This window comes from Nordella sp. HKS 07, from assembly GCF_011046735.1.
Lineage (GTDB): Bacteria > Pseudomonadota > Alphaproteobacteria > Rhizobiales > Aestuariivirgaceae > Taklimakanibacter.
Genome location: NZ_CP049258.1, coordinates 7,018,994 through 7,043,551 on the forward strand (window position 1 = coordinate 7,018,994; position 24,558 = coordinate 7,043,551).

The window sequence follows — 24,558 nt, forward strand, 5'->3', positions numbered from 1 at the left end:
TCAGCGCAACGTCATCGAAGCGGCAGACCTTGCGCGGTAGCGGTGGCCAGCAGCACCCTTGTGCAAGCGCTGTTGACACGGCACGCGGTCAATACCACGTCCGAGGCGCCGCCGGTGACGAGCGCCTGCACAATGCCGCATCGCGCACCGCGTTCGATCGGCTCTGGACTCTCGAGCAGCAATCCGGCCAGCAGATATTCTCCCGCCGCGGAACCGGGGCGCCAGATCGCCACCGTCCGACCGACGCCGACCACCGGCCAGGGATCCATGCCGATGATACGCAACGCATCGTCCAGCGCCGCATCGCTGGCGCTCGTATCGGGCGCGGGCATCGTCGCGCCATTGGCAATGACGAAGTCGAAGGGGATAGTCACGGCGCGTTCGGACAGGCCGAAGCCGAGGCCTGTGAGCAGCGCGCTTACATCGGGGTAACGCGAGCTGCGGAAATGCGTGCGGGCGACGAGCAGGCTTTCGTCGTCTTCGTCATCCACCGGCGGGGCGAAGAGCGCCAGATCATATTCGGCATCGGGCTCGAGATCCGCCGTGATCGACAGCGTCACGCCGCCCGTATTCACATCGGTCTTGAGACAGCGCGGATCGGCGCGCAGTGCCGTGATCACCCGCGCATCCACCTTGTCGAGACGAGCCGGTTCGAGCGAACTGCGTCCGACATCCAGCGCAATCGCCATCGGCCGTCCGTTCATCGCGCTGCCGGCTGACGGATTGGTGCGACGCAACGTCATCACCAGAGCGCGGTCATATTGAGCAAGCAGCTGCTCGACATGGTCGACCTCGAAATGGGCGAGTAGCGCGTCGTCCAGGAAGTGTGGCGGGCTCATCGCACCTTCGGGCTCGAAGCCGATCAGGTAGCGCGCGACGGCGCGCGGGTCGAAGCTCGTTTCGTCCTGAAGAGGAACCAAGGGCGGCGCGCTGTGATCAAGGGCGCCTTCAGCCGCGGTCAAGAAGTTCAACTCGACGTCAGGAAAAACCTGCCAAGACGAGTCGGCCACCGTGGCCGGAGGCTGCGCGCCCGGATTGGCCGGCCGCCAGCCGGCCCAGCTCATGGCGAGACGAAGCCTGTACTCGGTGTCGGGCTTAAGCAGCGGTCGTGTCTCTGAGGTGAGCCCGGCCTTCACGTTCCAGCCCTCCCGCAAGGTGTCACGCGCGTCCTGATCCCGGATCCGCACCTGCTCCAGCGTGGTCGTCAGGCCGCACACACCGACGAGGCGGATCGTGGCGCTTTGCATCGCCGGCACGCCGATCGCCTGCCAGCCGCCGGCATCGGGCGAAGTGTAGAGTATCTGGCGGCAGCGCTGTCCGCGGCGCGGCGCCTTTTCGACCAGCACCTGGGCATCCCAGAGTACGAACTCGCCATCGAGCTTCTGGCCGAGGAGCGGCGGGATCGCGAGCGGCGTGTCGGGTTCACCCAAACCGGCGCGAACGCACACCGATTCAATGCCCAGTCGACCGTCGAGGCTGACGATGACCAGTTCTGAAAACGGGCCGACATCTTCGATGACGACAGTCTGTGGCGCGCTATCACGGGGAATGACGCGCGTACCCAGCCTTTGTCCACCCAGCCCCTTGATCGTCAGCGTCGCCGTGGCGAGCGGATGCACGACGCTCAACGACGCCCAGTTCACCGGGAACGGAAAGATCACGCGCAGCGTCCCCAATCCGACGATCAATGCGCCGTTGGAGCCCACCAGCACGGTCGAACCATCCGGCGTGAGGGTCTTGACGAAGCGCAGGCCGCCGGCGTCCCAGCGATCCTCGCCATCGACTTTGTTCACGCCATCGAAGGGAAAACAGCGTGTCGGCGCCATCACGCCATGCCCCTGGTCACAGACCTCCAGCACGGCCTGCCCCTTGGCAATGGCCGGTTCGAAGCGCCCCTCCCATCCGAGCGACGCATAGCGTGGCCCGGCCTGGGCGACACCCGGCAGTTCATAGCCGCGCAACATACGACGCCCGTCGGGCAACACCACCGGCAGATCCAGGTCCACGATACCCTCGGCGATGGGATGCAGGCCCAGACACGCCAAGGCGAGCCCCAGCTCGCGCCACGACATGCCTCCCAGCGTGGTGGTGCCGAAGACGGTGAAGACGGTTGCCACCGGATCGCCTTTGCCGCGCCGCGAGCGGATTTTTATGCGGCCGGGCTCGAGGCGTTCAGCGTCGATCCCCGGCGCACAGGTTTCATGACCGACGACGATCGTGTCGCACACATCTTCCAACGTCTCTACGGGATCAGCCGGCAATCCCTCGCCACCATTCGTAAGGTGACGGAAGATCGTGAACGGCACCCATGACAGCAGCGCGAGTGCGGCGCCTTCGTGCTCGGAGGGCCAGATCGCATCAGCGTCTTCGCTCATCACGCCGCCGCGGTGGGTGGGCAGCCAGAACACCGCGTCCAGCGGACCGTCGACCTTGACGAAGCCTTCGCCGGTCTTCTCCAGCAACTCCACCCGGTCAAGCCGGAAGGCGTATTTCAGTTCCGAGCTGCCAGCCCAGGGCGAGGGATTGTTCGGACGCGCCGCGAGTGTCCAGTCGTCCTCCAGATCGGGACCGATCTCGGGCACATGCGAGAAGCTTAAGACCGGCACTGTATCGGGCCACACCGTGTGATCCGTGCCGGGCGTGCCGTCGGTGGCCGTCGCCACGCGATTGCCGCGCCGGCCGGTCAGGTCGACGCTCTTCAGCGGGTGAGCCGGCGTCGGGATGTCATCGACCAGTTTGTTGCCGATCTCGATCTCGATGCATTTCTTGATCGGCGGCGCCAGCGGCAGGTCGATCTCGCCGCAGAACTCGCCGGACAAGTGGGTCAGCATATCGCCATTCTGCTCGATGACTTCGGCGATCAGGTTTCCCGACACGCCGACCGAAGCGATCTTGGCGTCGAGCAGGCCATCCACCCAGATGCCGCCCACCAGCTTGAAGGGTGACGTACCCAGTCCCACCAGCAGCTCGGCACTGGCATCGAGCGTGAGCGGTCCCGCCTTCCAGGTCAGGTTCCATCCGGCGCCGAAGCCGACCGCGAAGCCATCAAAGGAAAATTCGTCCTCATTGCCCAGCCAATGCAGCTCGCGTTCCTCGAGCATGAAATACGCCCAGACATTGGCATCGAGCACGCCGGGCAGCAGTGACATGGAAACCGGATCACCGGCGCGCGTGAAGATTCCGACCTTGCTCTCGGCGGTGATGTTGTCGGAGCCGAGATGCACGAAACTGCCGCGCGGGTCACCTGACAGCGGGAAATAAGCCGACAACGGCACGTTGACGGTCAGCACCTTGGGGATCTCGTAAGTGCCGCGCACGCCGATCAGCACCGCCTCGGGGTCGATCACGGCGAGGCCAATGAGGCGCATCTCGTCTTGCAGGGGTTCGGGATCATCGCTGGCTTGTCCAGGGCTGGCCAGCAGCTTGGCATCGATGCCGAGGATCACCGATGGGTCGGGGAAGGCAACGACGAACATGCCCTGGGCATTGAAGGTAAAGCCCATGTCCGGCAGCGTGCCGATGATCACGCCCAGCCCCAGCGCCCACTGGCCCGGCGCCGGGCCCCACTTATCGGCAAAGGCCTGCTCGTACCAGTCGAGCTCGGCCTGCACCGGATCCGGGTCGAGTGGCATGGCAAACGTCCGTTCGCCATTCGAGACGAACTGGCCGACAAAGCCAAAGATGCCGAGACCCGTATTGGCCAGCGGGATGCCGACCGGGAGGATCACTCTCACACTGATGGCCACATAAGCGAGCTCGGGCTTGAGCTCCAGCTCCGCCTGCGCCAGTAGCCCAGCGGCGACCACATTCACATCGAGCGTGGCCGCGACCGATCCATCAGGATTGATCCGCGCCATCCCGCTGCCTTCCAGCACGCCGGGTATGGAGAGCGCGACGCCGAGCCCGCGTATCTCGACCGAAAGCGGTGCATTCCTCTCGGCGACGATGCGGATCGTCGCAGAGGTGAGCCGTACCACGCCCAGATCGAGGTTGAACGCCATGTCCACCTCGAACCAGGTGGAGCCGGTCCCCATCCGGACGGCGACAATGCCGAGAAACTTGCCGAGCGGCCCGTCTATCTGCCACTGGCCGGGCTCGACCACTTCCATGCTGATGCCTTCGTAGACGAAGGAGGCGATGTTCCACCAGCCCGTCTGCGACCAGTCGAGCCGAATGCCCACATTGCGATAGCGCACTTTGAGCGGCTTGGATGTGCTCAGATGCAGCACGTTCAAGACGCTCAGGTCGACATCGAATGAGCTCTCATAGTCGAACAGCATCTGCTGCTGGCTGCCGGCGAGTGTGTCGAGCGCGCGCTGTTTCTGCTCCACGGAGAGCCCGGTGCACACCACGCGGCCTGTGCCGTTCTTCACGGCGCCCTGAAGGATGATGGCTGCGGTGGCGACTCCGGCGATCCCGACGGCGTCCGCGCCAGGGAAGGCCGGGCTCACAGTCGCAACCACCGCCGGACCGAAGGCGAAGGCCAGCGCTGCCGCATCGCCATCGGCATAGAACAGGCCGAGCGGGTCACCGGTGGAGTCGACCGACGCGGCAAACAGCGTCTCGCCCGAGCGCGCGTCATAGGTCCACCGGCCGGTGACGGTGAGCACCTCGGCGCTATTCGCCGCGCCGCTGCCGGTGCCGATGCTGGTGCCCGGTAATTCGGCCGGCATGTTTGCCGGTTCCGACAGGCGCTCGCTTTCATAGGCCACCGTGACTTCGGCCAGCGTGGGCACGAAGTCGGCCAGCGTGGTGGCGGTCGGGCTGTCCCAGGCCACACGCACGCTGACGCGGTGGATAAGCTCGGGCGAGCTCGCCACCGGCGGTGCGGGGGATTCGCCGTCCGGCCCCGGCACCCAGGCGCGGCGCCGCGTGGAGCCGAATGCGCCGTTAGCAGGCGGCAGCTTTATATCATTCGCGGGATCGCCTTCGGCGTAGATGTCGACCCGTCGGTACTCTTCGCGCCGGGCGCGCAGTTCGCCGCTTTCGCCCGGCGTGTTGGGCAGCGGATGATTTGGATCCTCCTGCTCGAACGCGTACCAGTCGTCGCCCTGCTGGTCGGCCGGAACGCCGAGCTCCGTCAGATCGGGCGCAGTACCCTCGCCTACCCAGCCTGTGGCCGGGTCGTCCTGCTCGCCGCGATAAATGATAAGCCCGGCCGCCACGCCAAGCGCGATCAGTCGATCGCCCATGGCCGCGGCGCGCTCGCGCGCCAGCACCGCGTTGTAGGCCGCATCCCCCACGTCGTCGCAACGTCCGATCAACACAAGGCGAGCACCGGGAAAGTCGGCCAGCAGCTGTTCGACGGCCTCGATATCCTCGCCCTCATGCGATGGGTTGGCCTCGTCGAACACCATCCGCACCCGAACATGCCGTTCGGGTAATGGCGCCGCCGGCGCGACATTGTCGACTGTGACCTGCGCCAGCGCATTGGTCGGCACGACGAGATTGCCGCCCTCCAGCTCCGCCGGATTGTCCGCCGCGATGAGACTGCCGTCATCGTGGAACAGATTCAACTCGACGGTCCGCTCGACCGCTTGCACGACAAGCGACGCGCCATCGGCGTCGAATACACCAGCCTCGACGCCAATCAGCAGCGCGGCCCGCTCCAGGCACTGTATACGCACGCGCCGCACACCGCCGCTATTGTCGTCCAGCACCAGATCGACGCGGCCTGAGGCCGGAAGTCCTGAGGTGCCGTTCAAGGCGAAGGTGGCGCCGCTCGCCACCGGCGCCGTAGGGCTGTCGCCGAGTTGCCAGGTCATCGCCTCCGGATCGGCTGGCGCCGGGTCGACGGCGAAGACCAAGCCGGCGGCCGCGATCACCTCGCGCGAACCGGACACGTGCACGACATTGTCATGCGACAGCCCGCCATGGGTGACGGTTATCTTTGCCGTTGCACCCCGTCCGGCTGTGAAGTGATGACGGATCTCCGGTTCGTCGACCGGCGTGGAGCCACCTTCAGCTGTCGCGCTGCGGATACACACCAGCGTGTCGCCGGACCGGGCACGGAACTCCGGTGTCAGAAGACCATTGGCGGTCGAGCGATCCGGCAGGATCCAGCGTACTGTGACGTCGGTGCCCGGCCCCGAGGTCACCTGCGCGAAGAAACGCAAGGGACGACCCGGGTCGATCACCACGGTGCGGTCGAATTCGCCGTCGGCCGATGCGACAGGGATGGGCGCGTACCCGTTTGCGTCTGTCGCCTGGCTGATTTGCACCGGCGTCGCCGTCGCCGCGTCGGCGCCCCATTCGGCGCGCAATTCGCCCTGCATGCCGAACGGATCGCCGAGCAGCACGTCGCGCACGCCCAGCACGAGACTGCCCACTAACGGCGTCTCGTGCGGCAGATAAAGAAGCGCTTCGTTGATCGCGAGGCCCGTCCAGTCCGGTCCATGACTGCGGGCCAAGATGTCGGCCGGCGTGTAGGTTCCGGAAGCATCGAAGGTGAGCTGGCGCACCGTGAGCCCGATCGCCGAGTTGGCGACGAAGAAATGTGGCGGCACGAATTGCATGGACGCAACGCTGCCGGTCGGTGCGCTAGGCACCAGCGGATCCGGAAAGTCGACCAGGAACGGGCCGCCCCAGCCGCCAGGCCCGTTGGTGATGCGCAGGATCGCGCTGCCGCTCAGCCGCACATCAGGGGACGCCGGGTCTGGCAACAGATGCGCGGGCGTCGTGCCGCTGCCTGGTATCAACTTGGCGGCCTTCAGCGATGGCACGACGATGCTGACCTGCTCCAGAAACAGGTCGAGTTGCAGCGGCGCCGGCGCCGGCTCGATATTGTTGACCGTCTGAACGCGCGTGGCCGCGAGTTGGAAGCGCACGCCGCGATCGAAGCCGGCGCCTTCGATCGACCAGCTGCGGATCGCATCCTCGATGCCTGTGTCCTCGATGGTCGGCAGCAGCGTGCCGTAGTGGAATGTGGCCGCCGAGGTCGTCGACGAGGTCAGGTCGACGGCGGTGAAGCGCTCGAGAAAGCTGCGCAGCCCGGCAGGAATGGCCGACTGTGCGCCAGGCGGAATGGGCAGCAGGTCGAGTATGCTCGCGCCGAGGGGCATGGAGCCTCCGTGTACCCAAGGCTATTCGACGAGAGCTCACCTCCGACCGATCGCCGCATCTTCAGCTTCGGACGAGTCCCGGATTTGTTGGAGACTATGAGAGCCGTCCGAAAAGGGCAAGTCGCCTCGAAGCGATTTTCGATCGACTGGAGTGTTGCTGGTTTGCCCGGATCGAGACCCAGAGTCGTCTTCGCAACGGCGGCTTCGAAAACCCTTCACATTTTCCAGCTCGGCGCGCTAATTTCGGCCATGGCCAAGCCACCGCCCGCTCCCCCGAAACCGACCGGCCGTCCAGCCCGCCTCGCCGAGGCGCTGCGCGCCAATCTCAAGCGCCGCAAGGCCCAGGCCAGGAACCGCGCCGAGACCGCCCCCAGGTCAGAGGGAGCAAAAAAGGGATAGGGTTGCCCTGACCCTGCCATTTATGCTTGTTAGGCCTTCTGTGGGCACCGGAGCGGCGGGCCCAGGAGCGGGATGCGAGGAAGGGGATACCTGGTTCTACCATCCGCTCCAGATATGGAATCAACCACGTTGTGGCCTGGGATTGCTTCAATCCAAGTCATTGTGGTGCAGGGGAATATTGCAGGGGAATTTGCGTAAAAATGGATCGTATCCGTATCCGGGGCGGCAACACGCTGAACGGCACCATACATATCAGCGGCGCCAAGAATGCGGCCTTGCCGTTGATGATCGCCTCGCTGCTGACGGATGAGACGCTGACACTGCACCGCGTTCCGCGGCTCGCCGACGTCCGGCTCCTCCAGCGCATCCTGCAGAATCACGGCGTTGACATCACCATCGCCGGCAAGCGCGCCGGCCAGAACGGCCATGACGGCGAGACGATGCGCATTTCGGCCAAGGCCATCGCCGACTCGACGGCGCCCTATGAGCTCGTCTCCAAGATGCGCGCCAGCTTCTGGGTGCTGGCCCCCCTCCTCGCCCGTTGCGGCGAGGCGCGCGTGTCCCTGCCCGGCGGCTGCGCGATCGGCACCAGACCGGTCGACCTGCATATTCTCGCCATGGAGAAACTTGGCGCCAAGATCACCATCGACGCCGGCTATGTCGTGGCCAGGACGCCCAACGGCTTCATCGGCGGCCATATCAAGTTCCCGAAAGTATCGGTCGGCGCCACCCATGCGGCGCTCATGGGTGCCGTCACCGCCAAGGGCGACACGCTCATCGAGAACGCGGCGCGCGAGCCCGAGATCGCCGATGTCGCCGAATGTCTGGTGAAGATGGGCGCCAAGATCGACGGCATCGGCAGTGCCACCATCCGCATCAAGGGCGTGCCGCGCCTGCACGGCGCCGAGCACACCGTCATCGCCGACCGCATCGAGGCCGGCACCTATGCCATGGCCGCCGCCATGACCGGCGGCGAAGTGAAGCTTGCCGGCGCCCGCACCGACACGCTCGGCGAAGTCATGAAGATCATGCGCTCATCGGGCGTCGACATCGAAGCGAAGAATGACGGCCTGAAGATCAAGCGCAATGGCGCCGGTCTTGCCGCCATCAGGGTCGAGACCGAGCCCTATCCGGGTTTCCCGACCGATCTCCAGGCCCAGCTCATGGCGCTCACCACCAGGGCCAAGGGCACCTCGATCATCCGCGAGACGATCTTCGAAAACCGCTTCATGCATGTCCAGGAACTGGCGCGGCTGGGCGCCGACATCCATCTCGATGGCGACACCGCTGAGATCAGGGGCGTCGAACGCCTCACCGGCGCTCCCGTAATGGCGACGGATCTCAGGGCATCCGTTTCCCTCGTCATCGCAGCACTTGCCGCCGAAGGTGAAACCATGCTCCACCGCGTCTATCATCTTGACCGCGGCTTCGAGACGCTGGAAGAGAAACTCAAGGCGTGCGGCGCCGATATCGAGCGCCTGTCCAGTCATTGATCCATGCTCAAGCTCACCGCCCTAGATACGGCCGATCTGGAGATCATTTCCGCCCACATGCAGGATGCGGTCATCACCGTCGGTGACATCCGCTATCTCAAGACCGCCGGGATATTCGCCCTCATCGGCAATCGTTTCCTGTGGCAAACGCAGAAACCGCCTTATGAGCGCCGGCGCGCCGGTCTCTCCTTCGACCGCGTGCTGTCGGCGAAGTCGCATCGCATCCTCCAGGGCGCCGATGACGCGGTGCTGTCGCTCCTCGCCATCTCCTTCACGCCCGATGAGGAGCCTTCCGGCACGATCACGCTCACCTTCTCGGGCGACGGCGCCATCAATCTCAAGGTCGAATGCATCGAGGCGCGGCTCGAGGATCTGGGCCCCGCCTGGGAGACACCGAACCTCCCCTCGCATGAGCGCTAGTGGCGGAAGCTGCGCCGGCCAAAATCCCCTGTTATTTTACAGGCAGGTTTGCAGGGAAATTACAGGCGTCTACAGGGAACTACAGGGACTTCTCGCGAAGGGCGCAGAACAGGGAGTTATTCCGGTTCCGCCGATCATGTCGTTTCATGGCGCGGATATGCCCGCAATTGCAAGGCCGACCTTCCGCGTCCCTCATGTGCCCATGAGGGTGATGGATCGAACCAAACTCGTTATGCGCCGCTTCCGCGAAGTGATTCCCCTTGGCGGGGAAGCGCGCTAGGTTGATTCCATGGCCAGCAAGGACGTCTGTGATCGCAACCGCCTCGCCGCCGTCGATATCGATGACAGCATCGGCTCGGCGCTGAGCGCTGACGCGGATCACGAGCGCCGCGTCGCCATCTACGATCTCATCGAGGACAACCGGTTCACGGTGATCGGCCATGAGAGCGGCCCCTATCGCCTGGCGCTCTCGGCCGCCGACGGCCGCGTTGTCTTCGACATCTGGAGCGCCAAAGAGGAGCGCGTCTCCATGATCGGCCTGTCGCTCTCGCCTTTCCGCCGTCTCGTGAAGGACTATTTCATGATTTGCGAGAGCTATTACAAGGCGATCCGCACCGCGACGCCAAGCCAGATCGAGACCATCGACATGGCCAGGCGCGGCCTTCACAATGAGGGCAGCGATCTTCTGAAAGAGCGTCTGGACGGCAAGATCGAAGTCGATTCGCAGACTTCGCGCCGCCTGTTCACCTTGCTATGTGTGCTGCATTGGCGCGGCTGAGCGGGCTCTTCGATGGCGGCTGACCTTCCGGGAGCGCTGCTCTTCGCCTGCACCCAGAACGTCATCCGCTCGCCGATGGCGGCGACGATCGCCCGGCATTTCTACGGCAGCCGTGTCTTCATCGCGTCCTGCGGGGTAAAGCCGGGCGAGCCCGATCCTTTCGTCGACATAATCATGGACGAGATCGGCATGGATATGCGCAAGCACCGTCCACAGAGCTTCGCCGATCTGGAGGATTCGAGCTTCGACATCGTCGTCTCGCTGTCGCCCGAAGCTCACCATCGGGCCCTCGAAATGACCCGCACCATGGCCATCGAGGCGGAATACTGGCCGACCATGGACCCCTCGGCCGCCATGGGCAGCCGCGAGCAGATTCTCGACGCCTACCGCGACGTCCGCGACGTGCTGATGCGCCGCATTCGGGGCCGATTCGGGGTGCACGGGGCGCGCGGCGTGTAAATTGCCCCACCGACTTGATTTTGCCCGGCAACCGGTTCATGGGTAGCCGCGATCGTCAACCAGCCAGGGAACCTTATGGCGAAGGAAGAATTGCTTGAATTCGAGGGCACGGTAACGGAGCTCCTGCCCAACGCGACATTCCGCGTAAAGCTCGACAACAACCATGAGATCATCGCCCATACCGCCGGCAAGATGCGCAAGAACCGTATCCGCGTCCTGGCCGGCGACCGCGTCATGGTCGAAATGACGCCCTACGACCTGACCAAGGGCCGCATCAACTATCGCTTCAAATAGGAGCCTGGCTGAAGCATGACGGAAGCCCGCGTCAAGCTCGTGCTGGCCAGCGCCTCGCCGCGCCGGTTGGCACTGCTCGAACAGGCGGGCCTCAGGCCCGATCTCCTGATGCCGGCGGATATCGACGAAACGCCGATAAAGCGCGAAACCCCGCGCCGTCTTGCCATCCGGCTGGCCAATGAGAAGGCCCGCACCGCGCAGGATGCCCCGCTCGTCAAGAAGCTCGGGACCAAGACCTTCATCCTCGCCGCCGACACGGTGGTGGGGCTCGGCCGCCGCATCCTGCCCAAGCCGGAGACGCCCGAAGAGGCCGAGGCCTGCCTGTGGCTGCTGTCCGGCCGCTCGCACTGGGTCTATTCCGCGGTGACGTTGCTGGCGCCCGGCGGGCAGTCCTGGCGGCGCTGCTCGGAAACCAAGGTGCGCTTCAAGCGCTTCTCGCGCGAGGATGTCGACACCTATCTCAAATCGGGCGAATGGCGCGGCAAAGCCGGCGGCTATGCCGTGCAGGGGCGCGCCGAATCATTCGTGCGCGCCATGAGCGGCTCTCATTCTGGCGTGGTCGGCCTGCCGCTCTACGAGACGATCCATCTCCTTCATGGCGCGGGCTATCCCGTCCATTACACCTGGCTGACCGCGCCGCTCAGCGGCGTATGACCGGCGACACGCATCCAGTGCGCCTGCGTCCCCGGCACCCCTGCCCGATCTGCGGCAAGCCCTCGCAGCAGAAATACCATCCCTTCTGCTCGGCCCGCTGCGCCGATGTCGATCTCAACCGCTGGTTCGGCGGCCGCTACGCCATTCCGGCGGAGGAAGAACCGGATCCGGGCGACGAGTCGCCGGGTCCCAAGCGGGACGAGGAGTGATCCCTAGATCGGGTCCACTTTTTCGTATCCCGTGCCGGGACTGCTGACAAAAAACCACAACGGGACGGCCTATGAGGGGTTGTTCAAAGCACATTCCCCTGGAGAGGCGGCCTTGCAAGACCATAGAACATCGCAAACGGGCCTGGCCGTGCTCATGGTGGTGGGGTCGATGGTTTCGGTGCAGCTGGGTGCTGCTTTCGCGCATCCGACCATGGCGGCCTATGGGCCCATCGCCACCACCTGGGGGAGGCTCGCCTGGGCGGCGATCTTCCTCGGCCTCGTCGTCCGTCCGGATATACGCCGCTATCCCCGCAAGGAGTTCCTGCTCACCGTGGCTCTGGGAGTGGTCATCGCCATGATGACACTCTGTTTCTTCGTCGCCATCACCCGCGTGCCGCTCGGCCTCGTCGTCGCCATCGAGTTTCTGGGACCGCTCACCGTGGCGGCACTCGGCTTCGCCCGCAGCTGGCGCCTGGTGTGGCTGCTGCTCGCCATTTTCGGGGTGCTTTTGCTGGTGATCGACCGCCAAGGCTTCAGCATCGATCTCATCGGTTTCGGCTTTGCGATCGCGGCCGGTATCGGCTGGGGAAGTTACATTCTCTTGAGCAAACGGGTCGGCAAGACCTTCAAGGGCCTCGACGGCCTGGCGCTCGCCTTCGTCGCGGCCGCCCTCATCGCCACGCCTTTTGGCCTGTGGGGCATCGACCTCGGCCAGTTGAGCGGCCTCGCCTGGCAGACGGCGGGCCTCGCCGTGCTGACGCCTCTTCTGCCTTATGCCCTCGAGATGATGGCCTTGCGGCGCCTGCCATCGTCGACTTTCGGCATCCTGATGAGCGCCGAGCCGGGCATCGGCGCGCTCGCCGGCTTTCTAGTCCTCAGCGAGCCCTTGAGTCCGCAGCAGATGGTCGGCATCGCGCTCGTCATCTGCGCCAGCGCCGGCGCGGTGAGCAGCGCGCGTAACGGTGGCACCTCAGCGTGACACCGTCTCCGCCGGCTTCTCCGGCAGAATCTGGTGCAGCAGGATCGCGCCGACCGCGCCGAAGGCGATGGACGAGCCGAGCAGATACTGCAGGACGTCCGGCAAGGTCTTGAGATAGTCGGGCGGAATGAGGGTCGCGAACAGTGCCAGAAGCACCGGCAGGCCGACGACCAGCATATTGCGCTCGCTGAGCGGGCTCGAGCGCACCACCCGGAAGCCGTTCATGGCGATGACGGCGCACAAGACGCCGAAGACGCCGCCGATCACGGGCTGCGGGATCGAGGCGATGGCCGCGCCGAGCTTGCCGACGAGGCCGAACAGCACCAGCATTATGCCGGCCGCCACGATGACGGCGCGGCTCCCTATGCCGGTGATCGCGATGACGCCGGCATTGGAGGAATAGCCGGTCACCGGGGTCGACCCGACCAGCGCGCTGACCAGACATCCCAGGCCCTCACCGGTGGCGCCGCGATCGAGCCGGCTGTCGGTGATTTCCTTGTTCATCACCGCGCCGACCGCGAACCAGGTGCCGGTGGTCTCGGCAAGCACCACCGCATAGACGACCAGCATCGTGAGGATGGCCGGGAAGGAGAAATTGATATCGAGCGTGAGGAAGGCGACACGCGGCAGCGTGAGCCAGGAGGCATCGGCGATCCCTTGCGCGCTGAAACGCCCCATGAACGAGGCGACGAGCGTGCCGGCGCCGAGCGCCAGGATGACGGCGCCGAGCCTCAGCCACATGCCGCGCTTTCCCATGGTTATGCCCGCCATCGTCGCGGCGACGAGAACGATGGCCGAAACGGCGGCGAGCAGGATATTGCCACCGACGGTCGCATCGCCATAAACGGCGAAGACGCTCTCCTTCAGCGCCACCGGCATCAGCGCCATGCCGACCACCAGGATGATCGTGCCACCGACAATCGGCGGCACCAGCTTCTTGATGACGCGGTGAAAGATGCCGGTCGGCGTTCCGAGCAAGGCCACGATGACGGCGCCTGGGATGAGCGCGCCGAAGACCGTCGCGAGGCCGGCGACGCCGCCGCCCGAGGCGAAGGCGATGGCGAGGATGGCGCCGATCGGCACGTATGACGGACCCTGGACGACCGGCAGGCGCATCATCCATTTCGACTGAATGATCGTCGCCAGGCCGGCGGCGATGAAGGCCGACTGGATCAGCACGGCGGAATCGGCGACCGCAAGCCCCAAGACCGACGCGATGATGAAGGGGACGACATAGACATCCATGGCCAGCACATGCTGGAGACCGAGCAAGGCCGTCTGACCCATCGGCAACCGGTCGTGGAGACGCGCCACGAGCACGATTTCATTCTCGACCTTCGACATGATATCTCCCCCTCAGATCGCCGCTTCGCCTGCGACTCAATCTACCCTCCGGGTAGGCTAGCACGCTCATCACGGGGTGGAGAATGAAGCAGTATCGATTGTCCACGGAGTCCTGAATGAATACGCCTTTCAGCATTTGCGGCACGGCCTTTCATGCACCGCGCCGGGGCGAAGTGGAGATATTGGCTGATGCGCTGATCGAAATCAGCGCCGACGGCGGTATCGCCGAGATCGTAGAGTCCGATCATCCGCACTATCAGGAGAGAAAATCGGCCACGGCCCGCTCCGGTGATCTGCACGTTCTGGCTGAAGGCCAGTATCTCCTGCCCGGCTTCGTTGACCTGCATATCCATGCCCCACAATTCCCGCAGCTCGGCAAGGCGCTCGACGCCCCGCTGGCGGACTGGCTGCAGAAATACACCTTCCCGCTCGAGGCCCGCTATGCCGAGCGGAAATTCGCGGCCACAGCCTATGACAGTCTCGTCGGCACCCTCCTCGCCAATGGCACGACGACGGCGGTCTATTTCGCCACCCGCCATCTGGAAGGGAGCCTGGTCCTCGCCGAGACCTGCCTCGGCAAGGGCCAGCGCGCCGTGGTCGGGCGCGTCGCCATGGACGACGAGCGGCAATGCCCCGATTATTATCGCGATGCCTCACCCGATGAGGGCATCGACCTCACCCGGCAATTCATCCATCGCTTGCGGGCACTTCCCGGCAACGAGAAAGCGCTGGTCAGGCCTGCCGTCACACCGCGCTTCATTCCAAGCTGCAGCGACCGTCTGCTGGCGGGACTGGGCGAACTCCTGTCGGTGGAAGCGTGCCACATGCAGACCCATTGCTCGGAAAGCGACTGGGCGCATGGCTATGTGCTAGAGCGCTTCGGCCGGAGCGACACCGAGATGCTCGCCGAATTCGGGCTGCTCACGCGCCGGAGCATCCTCGCCCATGCCAATCTCATGGGCGGGAGCGACTTCGATCTGCTCCAGGCCAAGGGGTCTGGGATCGCCCACTGTCCTCTTTCAAACTTCTACTTCGCCAATGCCGTCTTGCCCTTGCGCCGCGTGCTCGATCAGGGTCTCCATGTCGGCCTCGGCACCGACATATCGGGCGGCCATAGCCCCTCGATCCTCGACAACTGCCGCCATGCAATGACAGCCGCTCGCGCACTTCATGATGGCGTCGACGGACGGATCGCGGCGGCGAAGCGTGGTGCTGCACCAGCACGCATCACGCCCAGCGAGGCCTTTTGGCTTGCCACCGCCGGCGGCGGCGAGGCCCTCGACCTCCCCATCGGTCTCTTCCGCAAGGGCTTGCGCTTCGATGCGATGGTGGTCGATATCAACGCCCCTCACTCGAACATCGCGCGCGCCGACAATGACGGCCCGCCCGACATCTTTGAGAAGATCCTGTGCAATGCCGGGCGGCCCAACATCACCTCGGTCTGGGTGGAAGGCCGCCTCGTTCACCGGTTGAGCTAATTAACGCGCAGCCGTAGGCGTATAGATCCAAGCTGGACAAATGCGAGTTCGTTGGCCGCGAACTTATCATAGTGCGTTGCCCCACGGCGACAGTCCTTTATCTTATTGAAGAGCCGCTCACTCAAGTTGCGATCTCGATAAAAATACGAAGGTTCATCCGTCGATGCCGAGATCGTGTTATGATCTTGCATTCGCTTGGGGGCATTCAAGCCAGGCTGGAGGTAGGGATGGTATCAGTCTCGGGAGCTAGCGGACGGGCACTCCTATCCGCCGTTCCCATGACGCGTATTGGTCACCTTGTCCTCAGCGGATTTTTGATCGCCACGGCCAACACATTTGGTTCGTCACTGGCAGCTGCGCAGTTCCTATCGTCCCAAGGGGGGCAAGGAATTGCGACTTATTACATTGTTTTCGCACTGGTTTCGATACCGGCTTGGGCGATCTATTCTCGGTTCATAGACCGGGGCAGCCGTGCCGCCTTGCTACAGCGCTATCTGCTCGTCATGGCGCTTGCGACCGCGCTGCTGATCGCTATCAGCTACCAGGGGGGAGTGATTGCGGTCTACGCGCTCTATGTCGGCATCAGCATGTTGGAACAGCTTCTGTTCAGTCTCTACATGGTGATGCTGACCGACTATCTGACGGCGCGTGAGATGACTCGCTATTCGACGCGCGTGACAGTTTCACTATCTGCGGGCGCCATGGTGGGCGGCCTTCTCGCGGGAGTGCTGGCGGATCGCATCATCCTTTTCTGGTTGCTGTTCGGCATGCCTTTCATGCTGATGGGCTGCTTCGCTCATCTTGTGTGGCTGGCGCGGCGCTGGCGGCCCGCCGGCGAGTGGGCCGCAATGGGCGAAGGCTCGGTTCGCGACAGCCTGCTGGGCATCGGTCGCATCCTTCGCAGAGTGGGCATCGCCGCGCTGTTGTCGGTGGCCGTGTTCCTCAACATAGCCACGCAGTGTGTGAGCGAGTACATGGTTTTCGGCATCTACGCCAAGGAGTTTCCAGACGAGCAGGCGCTGGCTTCGTTCTTCGGTCTCATGAGTGGCGCACTCAATCTTGCCGCGGTGTTGATCGGATTGGGGTTAACCGGCCCGTTGATGCGTCGGCTTGGCGTTGCCCGGATGAACTTGTTCTTTCCCGTCTCGCTGGCGATCAGTTTCATCGTCATGCTGGCCAGTCCGGTTCTGGTGGTCGCGATGTTCGCACATGTTGTCTATGACGGCTTCTCGAACAATGTCGACGCGCCGGTGATGGCGGTCAACTACAATGCCGTTCCGGCGCGTTTCGTGGGTCAAATCCGGGTTTTCAACGATAGCCTTATCTATCCAATCGCGCTCGCCGCCTCTGGACTGGTCATCCTGCTGGTCGACGCGCAGACGGGTTTCTTCGGCGTTGGCGTTCTCGGTATCCTCCTCAGCGCCGTATTCGTTTCCGTCGGCTGGGCGCTGGGACGGCGATATATGAGCGGCCTGATCGGCATCCTGAAGGAAGGCACGGTTGATCTCGCCCGAGCGAGCTTCATGGCGAACGAAGCGCCCAAGGTCGCGCTTCGGCAGCAGACCGCGCTTGATGCAATGCTGAGAAGCGACGACCCGACCACCGCCGACTTTGCGTTGCGCATTGTCGCCAATGCCAACATCGCTCCTTTTCGCGATGCGTTGGTCAGGCGCTTGATGACTGCCGGCGATCAAGCAGTCACTGTGCTGGCGCGGGCGGGTGATCGACATGCCGAAACGCTGCTTGCGCTCTGGCCCGAGGCCGATGCGCCGCTTCGCATGCGGATTGCCCAATATCTCACCGCGGTCGGCCGTGATCTGCCGGCCGATCTCGAGGCCTCGCCGATTTCCGCCGCGCTGGCGCTGGCGGGAGAAAGCAGGCATTCGCCGGAAAGTGTGCAGAGGCTTTCAGACCTGGCGAGCGCGTCCCAGGAAGTCGCAGAGGCTCTGCTCCCGGTCCTCGCGGCGCGGCACGATATGGCAGCCGTCCCAGTGCTCATAGCGATCGCGCGGACCCATCCCGGGCTGGAAGACGCGGCGATCCGGGCGATTGCGGATGTTCCAATAGCGAGTGCGAGCGGCCTTGGTCTTCCTGATGTACTCATAGAGGCAGCCATTGAGTCGAAGTTCGCCAGCCGCAGAGCGATTGGATACCGACTGGCGGCACTCGGACAATGGCCGGTCGGAAAACTCGCTGAAGGGCTTTCGGATCGTGATGCCCAGGTTCGCCAGTCTGCAATCGCGGCGCTTAATGGACAAGCGGGGGTCGTCGCGGTTCTAAGTGAAAAATTATCTGACGAAAGTGCTCCAACGCGACTGGCGGCCATTGACTGCCTGGGCCGAGAGGGCGCGACGGAGGTCTTGTTTGATTACCTCCAAAGCCGTGCCTTTCCGCGGATCGCGGCTTACCGGATGTTGCGCAAGTGGTTGCCGCGAGAAAGCACAACTTGGATCGAAATTGCCCGACTCGCCATGGCCGAAGCCGATCATCAGGCGGTCGAGGAGGTGCTGCAGACACTCGCGGCCCTGGGCCACGACGAGACTGTGCGATACATCCGCCGATTCATGGACGCGAGTGATGGGCGCATGCGCGCGCGCGCGACCGAGGCAATTTCAGCCTTCGACGAGCGCAAATTGGTGACGCCGCTTCTGCCGCTGCTCGATGAAGCCACAATAGGGCCCACAAAGCAGTTGCCCCTCACATCGATTGTCGCTCAGATGAAGACTTCTCCGTCTCCATGGATGCGGCGTGCAGCCACTCTGGCAGAATCGGAGGGAACCCACATGTCGTCCGACGAACTGGGCCTGCTCGACCGTTTGCTGTTCTTGCGAAAAGTTCCGGTCTTCGAGAGTTGCTCGCTTGATGATCTCTATGCGATCCACCTGGTTTTGACGAGCGTCAAATTCCGCGACGGCGAGACAATCATGAAAGAGGGAGACCAGGGTGAGCAGCTTTTCGTGCTTCTCGAGGGTAACGCAAAGGTGGGCAGCACCGCGGCTTCGCGGTTCGTTGAGTTTGCGCGGTTGAATCCGGGAGCTGCCTTTGGCGAGATGGCTTTGTTCGGCGATGGCATCCGCACTGCCGACGTAATCGCAATCGGGAACGTCACTTGCCTCGTGCTTGAGCGATCGCATTTCGAAGACCTGACTAGACAGCAGCCGGGCATATTGGTGCAAATCTGTCGCCTGTTCGGCAGTCGGCTGCGAGCCGCGAACAAAGGAAATGACGCATTGCAAGCGAGCGAGCAAACTACGCGCTAGGTTCAGATCAGTCCGCGCTTCGCGAGGTTGCGCATCAGATGGCTCACGGCGGGCGTTCACGGCTGCGCCGCATGCGGTTGGTGAGGCTGCCGAGCCCAGGCGTGGCGATGGTGACGATATCGCCTTCCTTGTGAGTGAAGCCGTTGCCCTCGTGTCGCGCTCCTCGACGGGCGCAAACATCGTGCATAGGAACAGCACGAAACCGTCCGAATACTGATGATGCTTGCCGATCGTCTGGCCGACGATGCCGGCGGGATCACGGCCGATTATGGCGATCGACGACGAGCCCTTGAGCGTAGAGGTGGAGTCTATTGGCGCGGAGACCGTGGCCAACTCGCCTGCCAGAAAACCTACACGGATCAAGGAACGCGTGGCGCTCCAGATTCAATGAAGTGCGCGTGGAGCGCGCGCGAGGCTCGGGCGACGTCAGCGTCGGGCACCATCCACGTGATGCGGAACGACGAGGTTGAAATCCCGCTGTGCGGGATTTCTGCACGGCGCAGCACCGACAACCCCGCACGCACGTTCGCGTAGGTGGCGTTGATGCCGGCGCCGATCGCGCTCACCGCGCCGAGGCCGCTGATGAACGTGACGCGATCGCCGAAGCGTGCGTGCATGGCCCGTTGCACGCCCTCGGCGTCGTGGAGGTTCTCGCGCGACACGACCAGCGCGGCGTGGGCGGTATTGGTGGGCACGTGCAGCTGCTTTCCAGCCACGTGATGCTCGTCGAGGGCGGTGAGCAGACTCTCGGCGCCTGCATCAGATTCGACCACGAGCACGTCTCGCTCGCTCGCGACGCCGACAACGGTGCCCGGCATCCGAGGCGGATTCTTTCGGACAACGGTGCCATCGGCGGACGGATCGGCGCCCGGCAAGGGACCGCTCGTCGCGCGGGCGTATATCGCGATGCCTCGCTCCTTGGCGAATTCGACGGCCTGGGCGTTCAGGACCTTCGCTCCCGACTCGGCCATCTCCTGCGTTTCCTCGTAGGAGAGCGTGCCGATGCGCCGTGCCTCCGGTACGACCCGAGGGTCGGCGGAGTAGACGCCGTCGACGTCCGAGCAGATCTCGCAATATTCCGCGTCGAGCGCGGCGGCCATCGCGACCGCGGTCGTATCGCTGCCGCCCCGGCCGAGCGTCGTCACCTCTCTCCGGTACGACACGCCCTGAAAACCCGCGACGACGACGATCTTGCCGCGTGCCAGCTCGTCCTGGACGCGATACGGCCTCACTTCGATGATGCGCGCGTCAATGTGCCGATCGTTGGTGATGATGCCCGACTGGCTGCCCGTAAAGCTGATGGCGTTGCCACCCAGTTCACGGATGGCCATCGAGAGCAGCGCCATAGAGATGCGCTCGCCCGCGGTCAGCAGCATGTCGAGTTCGCGACGATCGGGGGCCGCGGAAATCTGCTTGGCCATGCCGAGCAGCTCGTCGGTCGTATCGCCCATCGCCGACACCACCACGACGACGTCGTGCCCCGCTTTCTTCGTGCGCACGACACGCTCGGCGACGAGGCGCAATTTCTGCAAGTCAGCGACGCTGCTTCCGCCGTACTTCTGGACAACGATGGCCATGGCCATCAGCCTAACGCATTGAAACGAAAAACGAAGAATGAAAACGAAGAACGAAAATCGAACAACGAATAAATTGGAATACACGCGTTTCTATGCCGACATCGTAGCGCGGGATGCATTTGCCGATCCGGGTGCGCTCCAAAATATTGATCCCGCGCGAATCCTTTTCGGCGAAGTGAGTCCACTTCGCCGTGATGCGCGCTAGTCTAGTTCAGATCAGACCACGCTTCGCCAGGTTGCGCATCAGGTGGCTTACCCCGAATGTCCAGGGCGGGCATTCATGGCTGCGCCGCATGCGGTTGGTGAGACTGCCGAGCCTGGGTGTGGCGATGGTGACGATATCGCCTTCCTTGTGAGTGAAGCCCTTGCCCTTCGTGTCGCGGTCCTCGACAGGCGCGAACATCGTGCCGAGGAACAGCACGAAACCGTCCGGATACTGATGATGCTTGCCGATCGTCTGGCCGACGATGTCGGCGGGATCGCGGCTGATCATGGCGATCGATGACGAGCCCTTGAGGGTGAAGCCCTCCGGCCCCTTGACCTCGAGCGTGACGGTTGCCTGGCGCACATCGTCAAGGCTGAAGCTTTCATCGAAGAAGCGCAGGAACGGGCCGACCGCGCATGAGGCATTGTTGTCCTTCGCCTTGGAAAGCAGCAGCGCCGAGCGGCCCTCGACGTCGCGCAGATTGATGTCATTGCCGAGCGTGGCGGCGACGATCTTGCCCGCCGAGGAGACGGCGAGCACCACTTCTGGCTCCGGATTGTTCCAGGTCGACATCGCATGCAGCCCGCCATCGGCACCTGGCCCGACGGAGGACATGACCTGCGCCTTGGTGAAGACCTCGGCATCCGGGCCGATGCCCACTTCGAGATACTGGCTCCAGGCGCCTTGCGCGATGAGCGTCTCCTTGAGCCGCATCGCCTGCGGCGAGCCGGGCTTGAGCTTCTTCAGATCGTCGCCGACCAGTTCCTTCACGCTCTTGCGGATCTCGGCCGCGGCAGTGTAGTCGCCGCGCGCGCGTTCCTCGATCACGCGCTCGAGCATCGAGATGGCGAAGGTCACGCCCGCCGCCTTCACCGCCTGGAGATCGACCGGCGCGAGGAGCCACGGCCGCGCCGCATCGCGCGTGTCGGGCGCGGTATTGGCGAGGATGTCGGCGAGCTTGCCGACGGATTCGCCCTTGGCCAGGCGCAGCGCCTTGGCCGGATCGGCGGCTTCGCAGAGATCACGCATGGTCGGGAAGGCTGCGCTGATATCGACGACCTTGTCGCCTCTGATGGCCACGACGGAAGGCCCCGCTGCGTCGGGCCGCCAGATACGTCCGGCGAGCGCCGCTTGTGCATGATCGGCCGGCAGGACTGTTTCAGATGTCAAATGATCGTTCAGGGAAAGGGTCATGTGATCGTATTTGCGCGTTTAGATTGGACAAAGCTCTTGCCCCTATTGTGCATATTTGTCAGGCAAATGGAACAATGTTGGAAGTTTATGAAATTGCATCTCTTCGCCATTGCCACTTGCCAGAATCCGCTATAGCGTCGTGCCCTCTTTGGAGACGAAGTTTGCATGCGCATATATTCCAAGGAAGGCTACGCGCCCTTCCGTGATTATGTTACATGGTACCGCGTAACGGGGGATCCTCAGTCGAAAAAGCCGCCAGTGGTGCTCTTGCACGGCGGCCCGGGTGCTGCCCACGACTATCTCGACAGCTATAAATTGCTTGCCCGGAACGGCCGTCAGGTCATCCACTATGATCAGCTCGGCTGCGGCAAGTCCACCCTGCTCCCCGACAAGGGCGTCGACTTCTGGACGCCGCAGCTTTTCGTCGAGGAACTGAACAGCCTCATCGATTTCCTCGGGCTGCGGTCCGCCTATCATGTACTGGGCCAGTCCTGGGGCGGCATGCTCGGCGCCGAATTCGGAATCACCCGGCCCAAAGGCTTGAAGTCGCTCACCATTGCCAATTCACCGGCCTCCATGGAGCTGTGGGTTTCCGAAGCGAACCGGCTGCGCGCCGAGATGCCGGAGAAGATCCGTGCCGCGCTCGACCGGCATGAGAAGGCCGGCACATTGGCCGATCCCGAATATCTCGATGCGGCCCAGGCCTTCTATGAACGCCATGTCTGCCGCGTCGTGCCTTTCCCGCCGGAAGTGAAGCGCTCCTTCGACCAGATCGGGCGCAATCCGACGGTCTACAATACGATGAACGGTCCCAATGAGTTTTTCGTTATCGGAAGCCTCAGGACCTGGAGCGTCATCGACAAGGTGCATGCCATCAACGTGCCTACCATTGTGATTTCCGGCCGCTATGACGAAGCGACGCCGGCCGTCGTGCAGCCTTTCGCCGACAATATCAAAGGCGCGCGCTGGGTGATCTTCGAGAGATCGAGCCACCTTCCGCATGTCGAAGAAACCGAAAAGTGCATGAAGACCGTCGCTTCATTCCTCGACGAGAACGACTAGAAACAACGATAAATTAGGGAGACGTCCAATGAAGAAATGGTTGCTGGCAGGTGCCGCGGCCCTGATCCTTAGTGCCTTGAGCGCCCCCAGTTTCGCCGAATACAAGGCGGAGCACCGGGGCGGCACAATGCGGCTCCTGTCCCGTTCCGCCGGCGGATCGCTCGATCCGCACATCAACTATACCCTGCAGTATTGGCAGCTCTACCAGCCGACCTATGACGGCCTCGTCACCTTCAAGAAGGCGGCGGGTGCCGATGGTTTCAACGTCGTCGCCGACCTCGCCGAGGAAATTCCGAAGCCCGAGAATGACGGCAAGACCTATGTGTTCAAGCTGCGCAAGGGCATCAAATTCTCGGATGGCCGCGAGCTCGGCGTGAAGGACGTCGTCGCGTCGTTCCAGCGCATCTACAAAGTGTCGAGCCCGACTTCCGGCTCCTTCTTCGCCGGCATCGTCGGCGCCGACAAATGCCTGGCCGAGCCGGCCAAATGCACGCTCGAAGGCGGCATCGTTGCCGACGAGGCGAACAGCACCATCACCCTCAATCTCACCCAGCCCGACGCCGAAATCTTCTACAAGCTGGCACTGCCGCATGCGGTGATCCTTCCCGCCGACGCGCCGACCCAGGATGCGGGCTCCGTGCCCATCCCCGGCACCGGCCCCTACATGTTCACCTCCTATGACCCCAACAAGGCACTGGTCATGGAGCGCAATCCGCATTTCAAGGTCTGGAGCGAAGAGGCCCAGCCCGACGGTTATCCCGACAAGGTCCAGTATGATTTCGGCCTGAGCGAGGAAGCCGCTGTGACCGCCATCCAGAATGGCGAGGCCGACTGGACATTCGACGAGATCCCCTCCGACCGTCTGGCCGAGATCGGCACCAAGAACAAGGACCAGGTGCATGTGACGCCGCTCACCGCCTGGTGGTATCTGCCGATGAATACGAGGCTGGCACCGTTCGACAATGAGAAAGCGCGCCAGGCCGTATCCTACGCGATCGACCGCAGCGCACTTGTCAAGATCTTCGGCGGCAATGTGCTCGCAGCCCCGGTCTGCCAGGTCCTGCCCCCGGGCTTCCCTGGGCATGAGCCCTATTGCCCCTTCACCAAGGACCCGGGTGCCAAATGGTCGGCGCCGGACATGGAGAAGGCCAAGCAGCTCGTCGAGGAATCCGGCACCAAGGGCCAGAAGGTGACGATCATTGCCGAGGATAAGGCGATCTCCAAGGCGGTCGGCGTCTATCTGCAGAGCATGCTGACCGAGCTCGGTTATCAGGCCGAGGTCAAGCCGATCTCCACCAATATCCAGTTCACCTACATCCAGAACACCAACAACAAGGTGCAGATGTCGATCACGCAGTGGTATCAGGACTATCCGGCCGCTTCGGACTTCCTCTACATCTTGTTCGGTTGCGAGAGCTTCCGCGAAGGATCCGATTCATCGGTCAATATCTCCGGCTTCTGCGACAAGGAGATCAATGACAAGATGAAGGCGGCGCTCGCTCTGGGCGTCACCGACCAGGCGTCCGCCGACAAGATGTGGACCGAGATCGATAAGGCGATCACCGACAAGGCGCCCGCCGCGGCCCTGTTCACGCCCAAGCATCTCGATTTCGTCTCCAAGCGCGTCGGCAACTTCCAGTTCAACTCGCAGTATTACTGGATGGTGACCCAGTCCTGGGTTCAGTAACTTCG

18 protein-coding genes and 2 pseudogenes are annotated in these 24,558 nt (G+C 63.5%); 14 read left to right on the forward strand and 6 right to left on the reverse strand.

The features are described 5' to 3' along the window. Window positions 1-11 precede the first annotated feature (11 nt). Window positions 12-7,061 carry an OmpA family protein gene (locus G5V57_RS33215; RefSeq protein ID WP_165173441.1) on the reverse strand — a complete coding sequence of 2,350 codons (7,050 nt, stop codon included), beginning with the start codon at window positions 7,059-7,061 and terminating at the stop codon, window positions 12-14. 249 nt (window positions 7,062-7,310) lie between these two features. Between G5V57_RS33215 and G5V57_RS33220 the strand changes: the two genes are divergently transcribed. The 9 genes from G5V57_RS33220 (at window position 7,311) to G5V57_RS33260 (ending at window position 12,746) form a co-directional block, all read left to right on the forward strand. Then, window positions 7,311-7,460, forward strand: coding sequence for a hypothetical protein (locus G5V57_RS33220; RefSeq protein ID WP_165173443.1), 150 nt, complete (start codon window positions 7,311-7,313; stop codon window positions 7,458-7,460). Window positions 7,461-7,660: 200 nt separating this feature from the next. Then, window positions 7,661-8,953, forward strand: coding sequence for a UDP-N-acetylglucosamine 1-carboxyvinyltransferase (gene murA / locus G5V57_RS33225; protein ID WP_165173445.1), 1,293 nt, complete (start codon window positions 7,661-7,663; stop codon window positions 8,951-8,953). A 3-nt stretch (window positions 8,954-8,956) separates the two neighbouring features. Beyond that, window positions 8,957-9,373, forward strand: a complete 417-nt coding sequence (locus G5V57_RS33230; protein WP_165173447.1) for a DUF2948 family protein — start codon at window positions 8,957-8,959, stop codon at window positions 9,371-9,373. A 289-nt stretch (window positions 9,374-9,662) separates the two neighbouring features. Beyond that, window positions 9,663-10,151 carry a UPF0262 family protein gene (locus G5V57_RS33235; protein ID WP_165173449.1) on the forward strand — a complete coding sequence of 163 codons (489 nt, stop codon included), beginning with the start codon at window positions 9,663-9,665 and terminating at the stop codon, window positions 10,149-10,151. A 12-nt stretch (window positions 10,152-10,163) separates the two neighbouring features. Next, the gene (locus G5V57_RS33240) at window positions 10,164-10,610 is read left to right on the forward strand and encodes a low molecular weight phosphatase family protein (RefSeq protein WP_165173451.1); all 447 of its coding nucleotides are present in this window, start codon (window positions 10,164-10,166) and stop codon (window positions 10,608-10,610) included. A gap of 75 nt (window positions 10,611-10,685) precedes the next feature. Beyond that, window positions 10,686-10,904, forward strand: coding sequence for a translation initiation factor IF-1 (gene infA / locus G5V57_RS33245; RefSeq protein WP_111197504.1), 219 nt, complete (start codon window positions 10,686-10,688; stop codon window positions 10,902-10,904). A 15-nt stretch (window positions 10,905-10,919) separates the two neighbouring features. Then, entirely contained in the window at window positions 10,920-11,558 is a 639-nt protein-coding gene (locus tag G5V57_RS33250) for a Maf family nucleotide pyrophosphatase (RefSeq protein WP_165173453.1), read from the forward strand. Continuing rightward, entirely contained in the window at window positions 11,555-11,767 is a 213-nt protein-coding gene (yacG, locus tag G5V57_RS33255; RefSeq protein WP_165173455.1) for a DNA gyrase inhibitor YacG, read from the forward strand. Before G5V57_RS33250 ends, yacG begins: the two co-directional genes overlap by 4 nt. A 112-nt stretch (window positions 11,768-11,879) precedes the next feature. Beyond that, entirely contained in the window at window positions 11,880-12,746 is an 867-nt protein-coding gene (locus tag G5V57_RS33260; protein WP_246737462.1) for a DMT family transporter, read from the forward strand. Here G5V57_RS33260 and G5V57_RS33265 read toward each other — a convergent pair. After that, window positions 12,738-14,090 carry a uracil-xanthine permease family protein gene (locus G5V57_RS33265; RefSeq protein WP_165173457.1) on the reverse strand — a complete coding sequence of 451 codons (1,353 nt, stop codon included), beginning with the start codon at window positions 14,088-14,090 and terminating at the stop codon, window positions 12,738-12,740. The two genes, G5V57_RS33260 and G5V57_RS33265, sit on opposite strands and share 9 nt — an antisense overlap. Before the next feature lie 116 nt (window positions 14,091-14,206). On the opposite strand from G5V57_RS33265, the gene guaD reads away from it, so the two are divergent. Next, the gene (gene guaD / locus G5V57_RS33270; RefSeq protein ID WP_165173459.1) at window positions 14,207-15,568 is read left to right on the forward strand and encodes a guanine deaminase; all 1,362 of its coding nucleotides are present in this window, start codon (window positions 14,207-14,209) and stop codon (window positions 15,566-15,568) included. Here the strand turns inward: guaD and G5V57_RS33275 are convergent. Continuing rightward, window positions 15,565-15,714: pseudogene (locus G5V57_RS33275) on the reverse strand (IS5/IS1182 family transposase); the annotation flags it as partial. The gene guaD and the pseudogene G5V57_RS33275 overlap by 4 nt on opposite strands. Window positions 15,715-15,846: 132 nt before the next feature. Here G5V57_RS33275 and G5V57_RS33280 point away from each other — a divergent pair. Beyond that, window positions 15,847-18,828, forward strand: coding sequence for a cyclic nucleotide-binding domain-containing protein (locus G5V57_RS33280; protein WP_165173463.1), 2,982 nt, complete (start codon window positions 15,847-15,849; stop codon window positions 18,826-18,828). Window positions 18,829-18,830: 2 nt separating this feature from the next. Here G5V57_RS33280 and G5V57_RS34705 read toward each other — a convergent pair. Together G5V57_RS34705 and G5V57_RS33290 are read right to left on the reverse strand one after the other, a co-directional pair. Further along, window positions 18,831-19,122: pseudogene (locus G5V57_RS34705) on the reverse strand (fumarylacetoacetate hydrolase); the annotation flags it as partial. Between the two features lie 65 nt (window positions 19,123-19,187). Beyond that, entirely contained in the window at window positions 19,188-20,405 is a 1,218-nt protein-coding gene (locus tag G5V57_RS33290) for an aspartate kinase (protein ID WP_165173467.1), read from the reverse strand. Window positions 20,406-20,442: 37 nt separating this feature from the next. On the opposite strand from G5V57_RS33290, the gene G5V57_RS33295 reads away from it, so the two are divergent. Beyond that, complete coding sequence (locus G5V57_RS33295; RefSeq protein WP_165173469.1) at window positions 20,443-20,610, forward strand: hypothetical protein; 168 nt, start codon at window positions 20,443-20,445, stop codon at window positions 20,608-20,610. A 6-nt stretch (window positions 20,611-20,616) separates the two neighbouring features. On the opposite strand, the gene G5V57_RS33300 is transcribed toward G5V57_RS33295, so the two are convergent. Then, on the reverse strand, window positions 20,617-21,804 hold the full coding sequence (locus tag G5V57_RS33300) for a fumarylacetoacetate hydrolase family protein (RefSeq protein ID WP_165173471.1): 1,188 nt from the start codon (window positions 21,802-21,804) through the stop codon (window positions 20,617-20,619). A 165-nt stretch (window positions 21,805-21,969) separates the two neighbouring features. Here G5V57_RS33300 and G5V57_RS33305 point away from each other — a divergent pair, with 165 nt between their 5' ends. After that, a complete protein-coding gene (locus G5V57_RS33305) occupies window positions 21,970-22,866 on the forward strand; it encodes a proline iminopeptidase-family hydrolase (RefSeq protein WP_165173473.1) in 897 nt (298 codons plus the stop codon). Between the two features lie 28 nt (window positions 22,867-22,894). Then, the gene (locus tag G5V57_RS33310) at window positions 22,895-24,553 is read left to right on the forward strand and encodes an ABC transporter substrate-binding protein (RefSeq protein ID WP_165173475.1); all 1,659 of its coding nucleotides are present in this window, start codon (window positions 22,895-22,897) and stop codon (window positions 24,551-24,553) included. The last annotated feature ends 5 nt before the right edge of the window (window positions 24,554-24,558 follow it).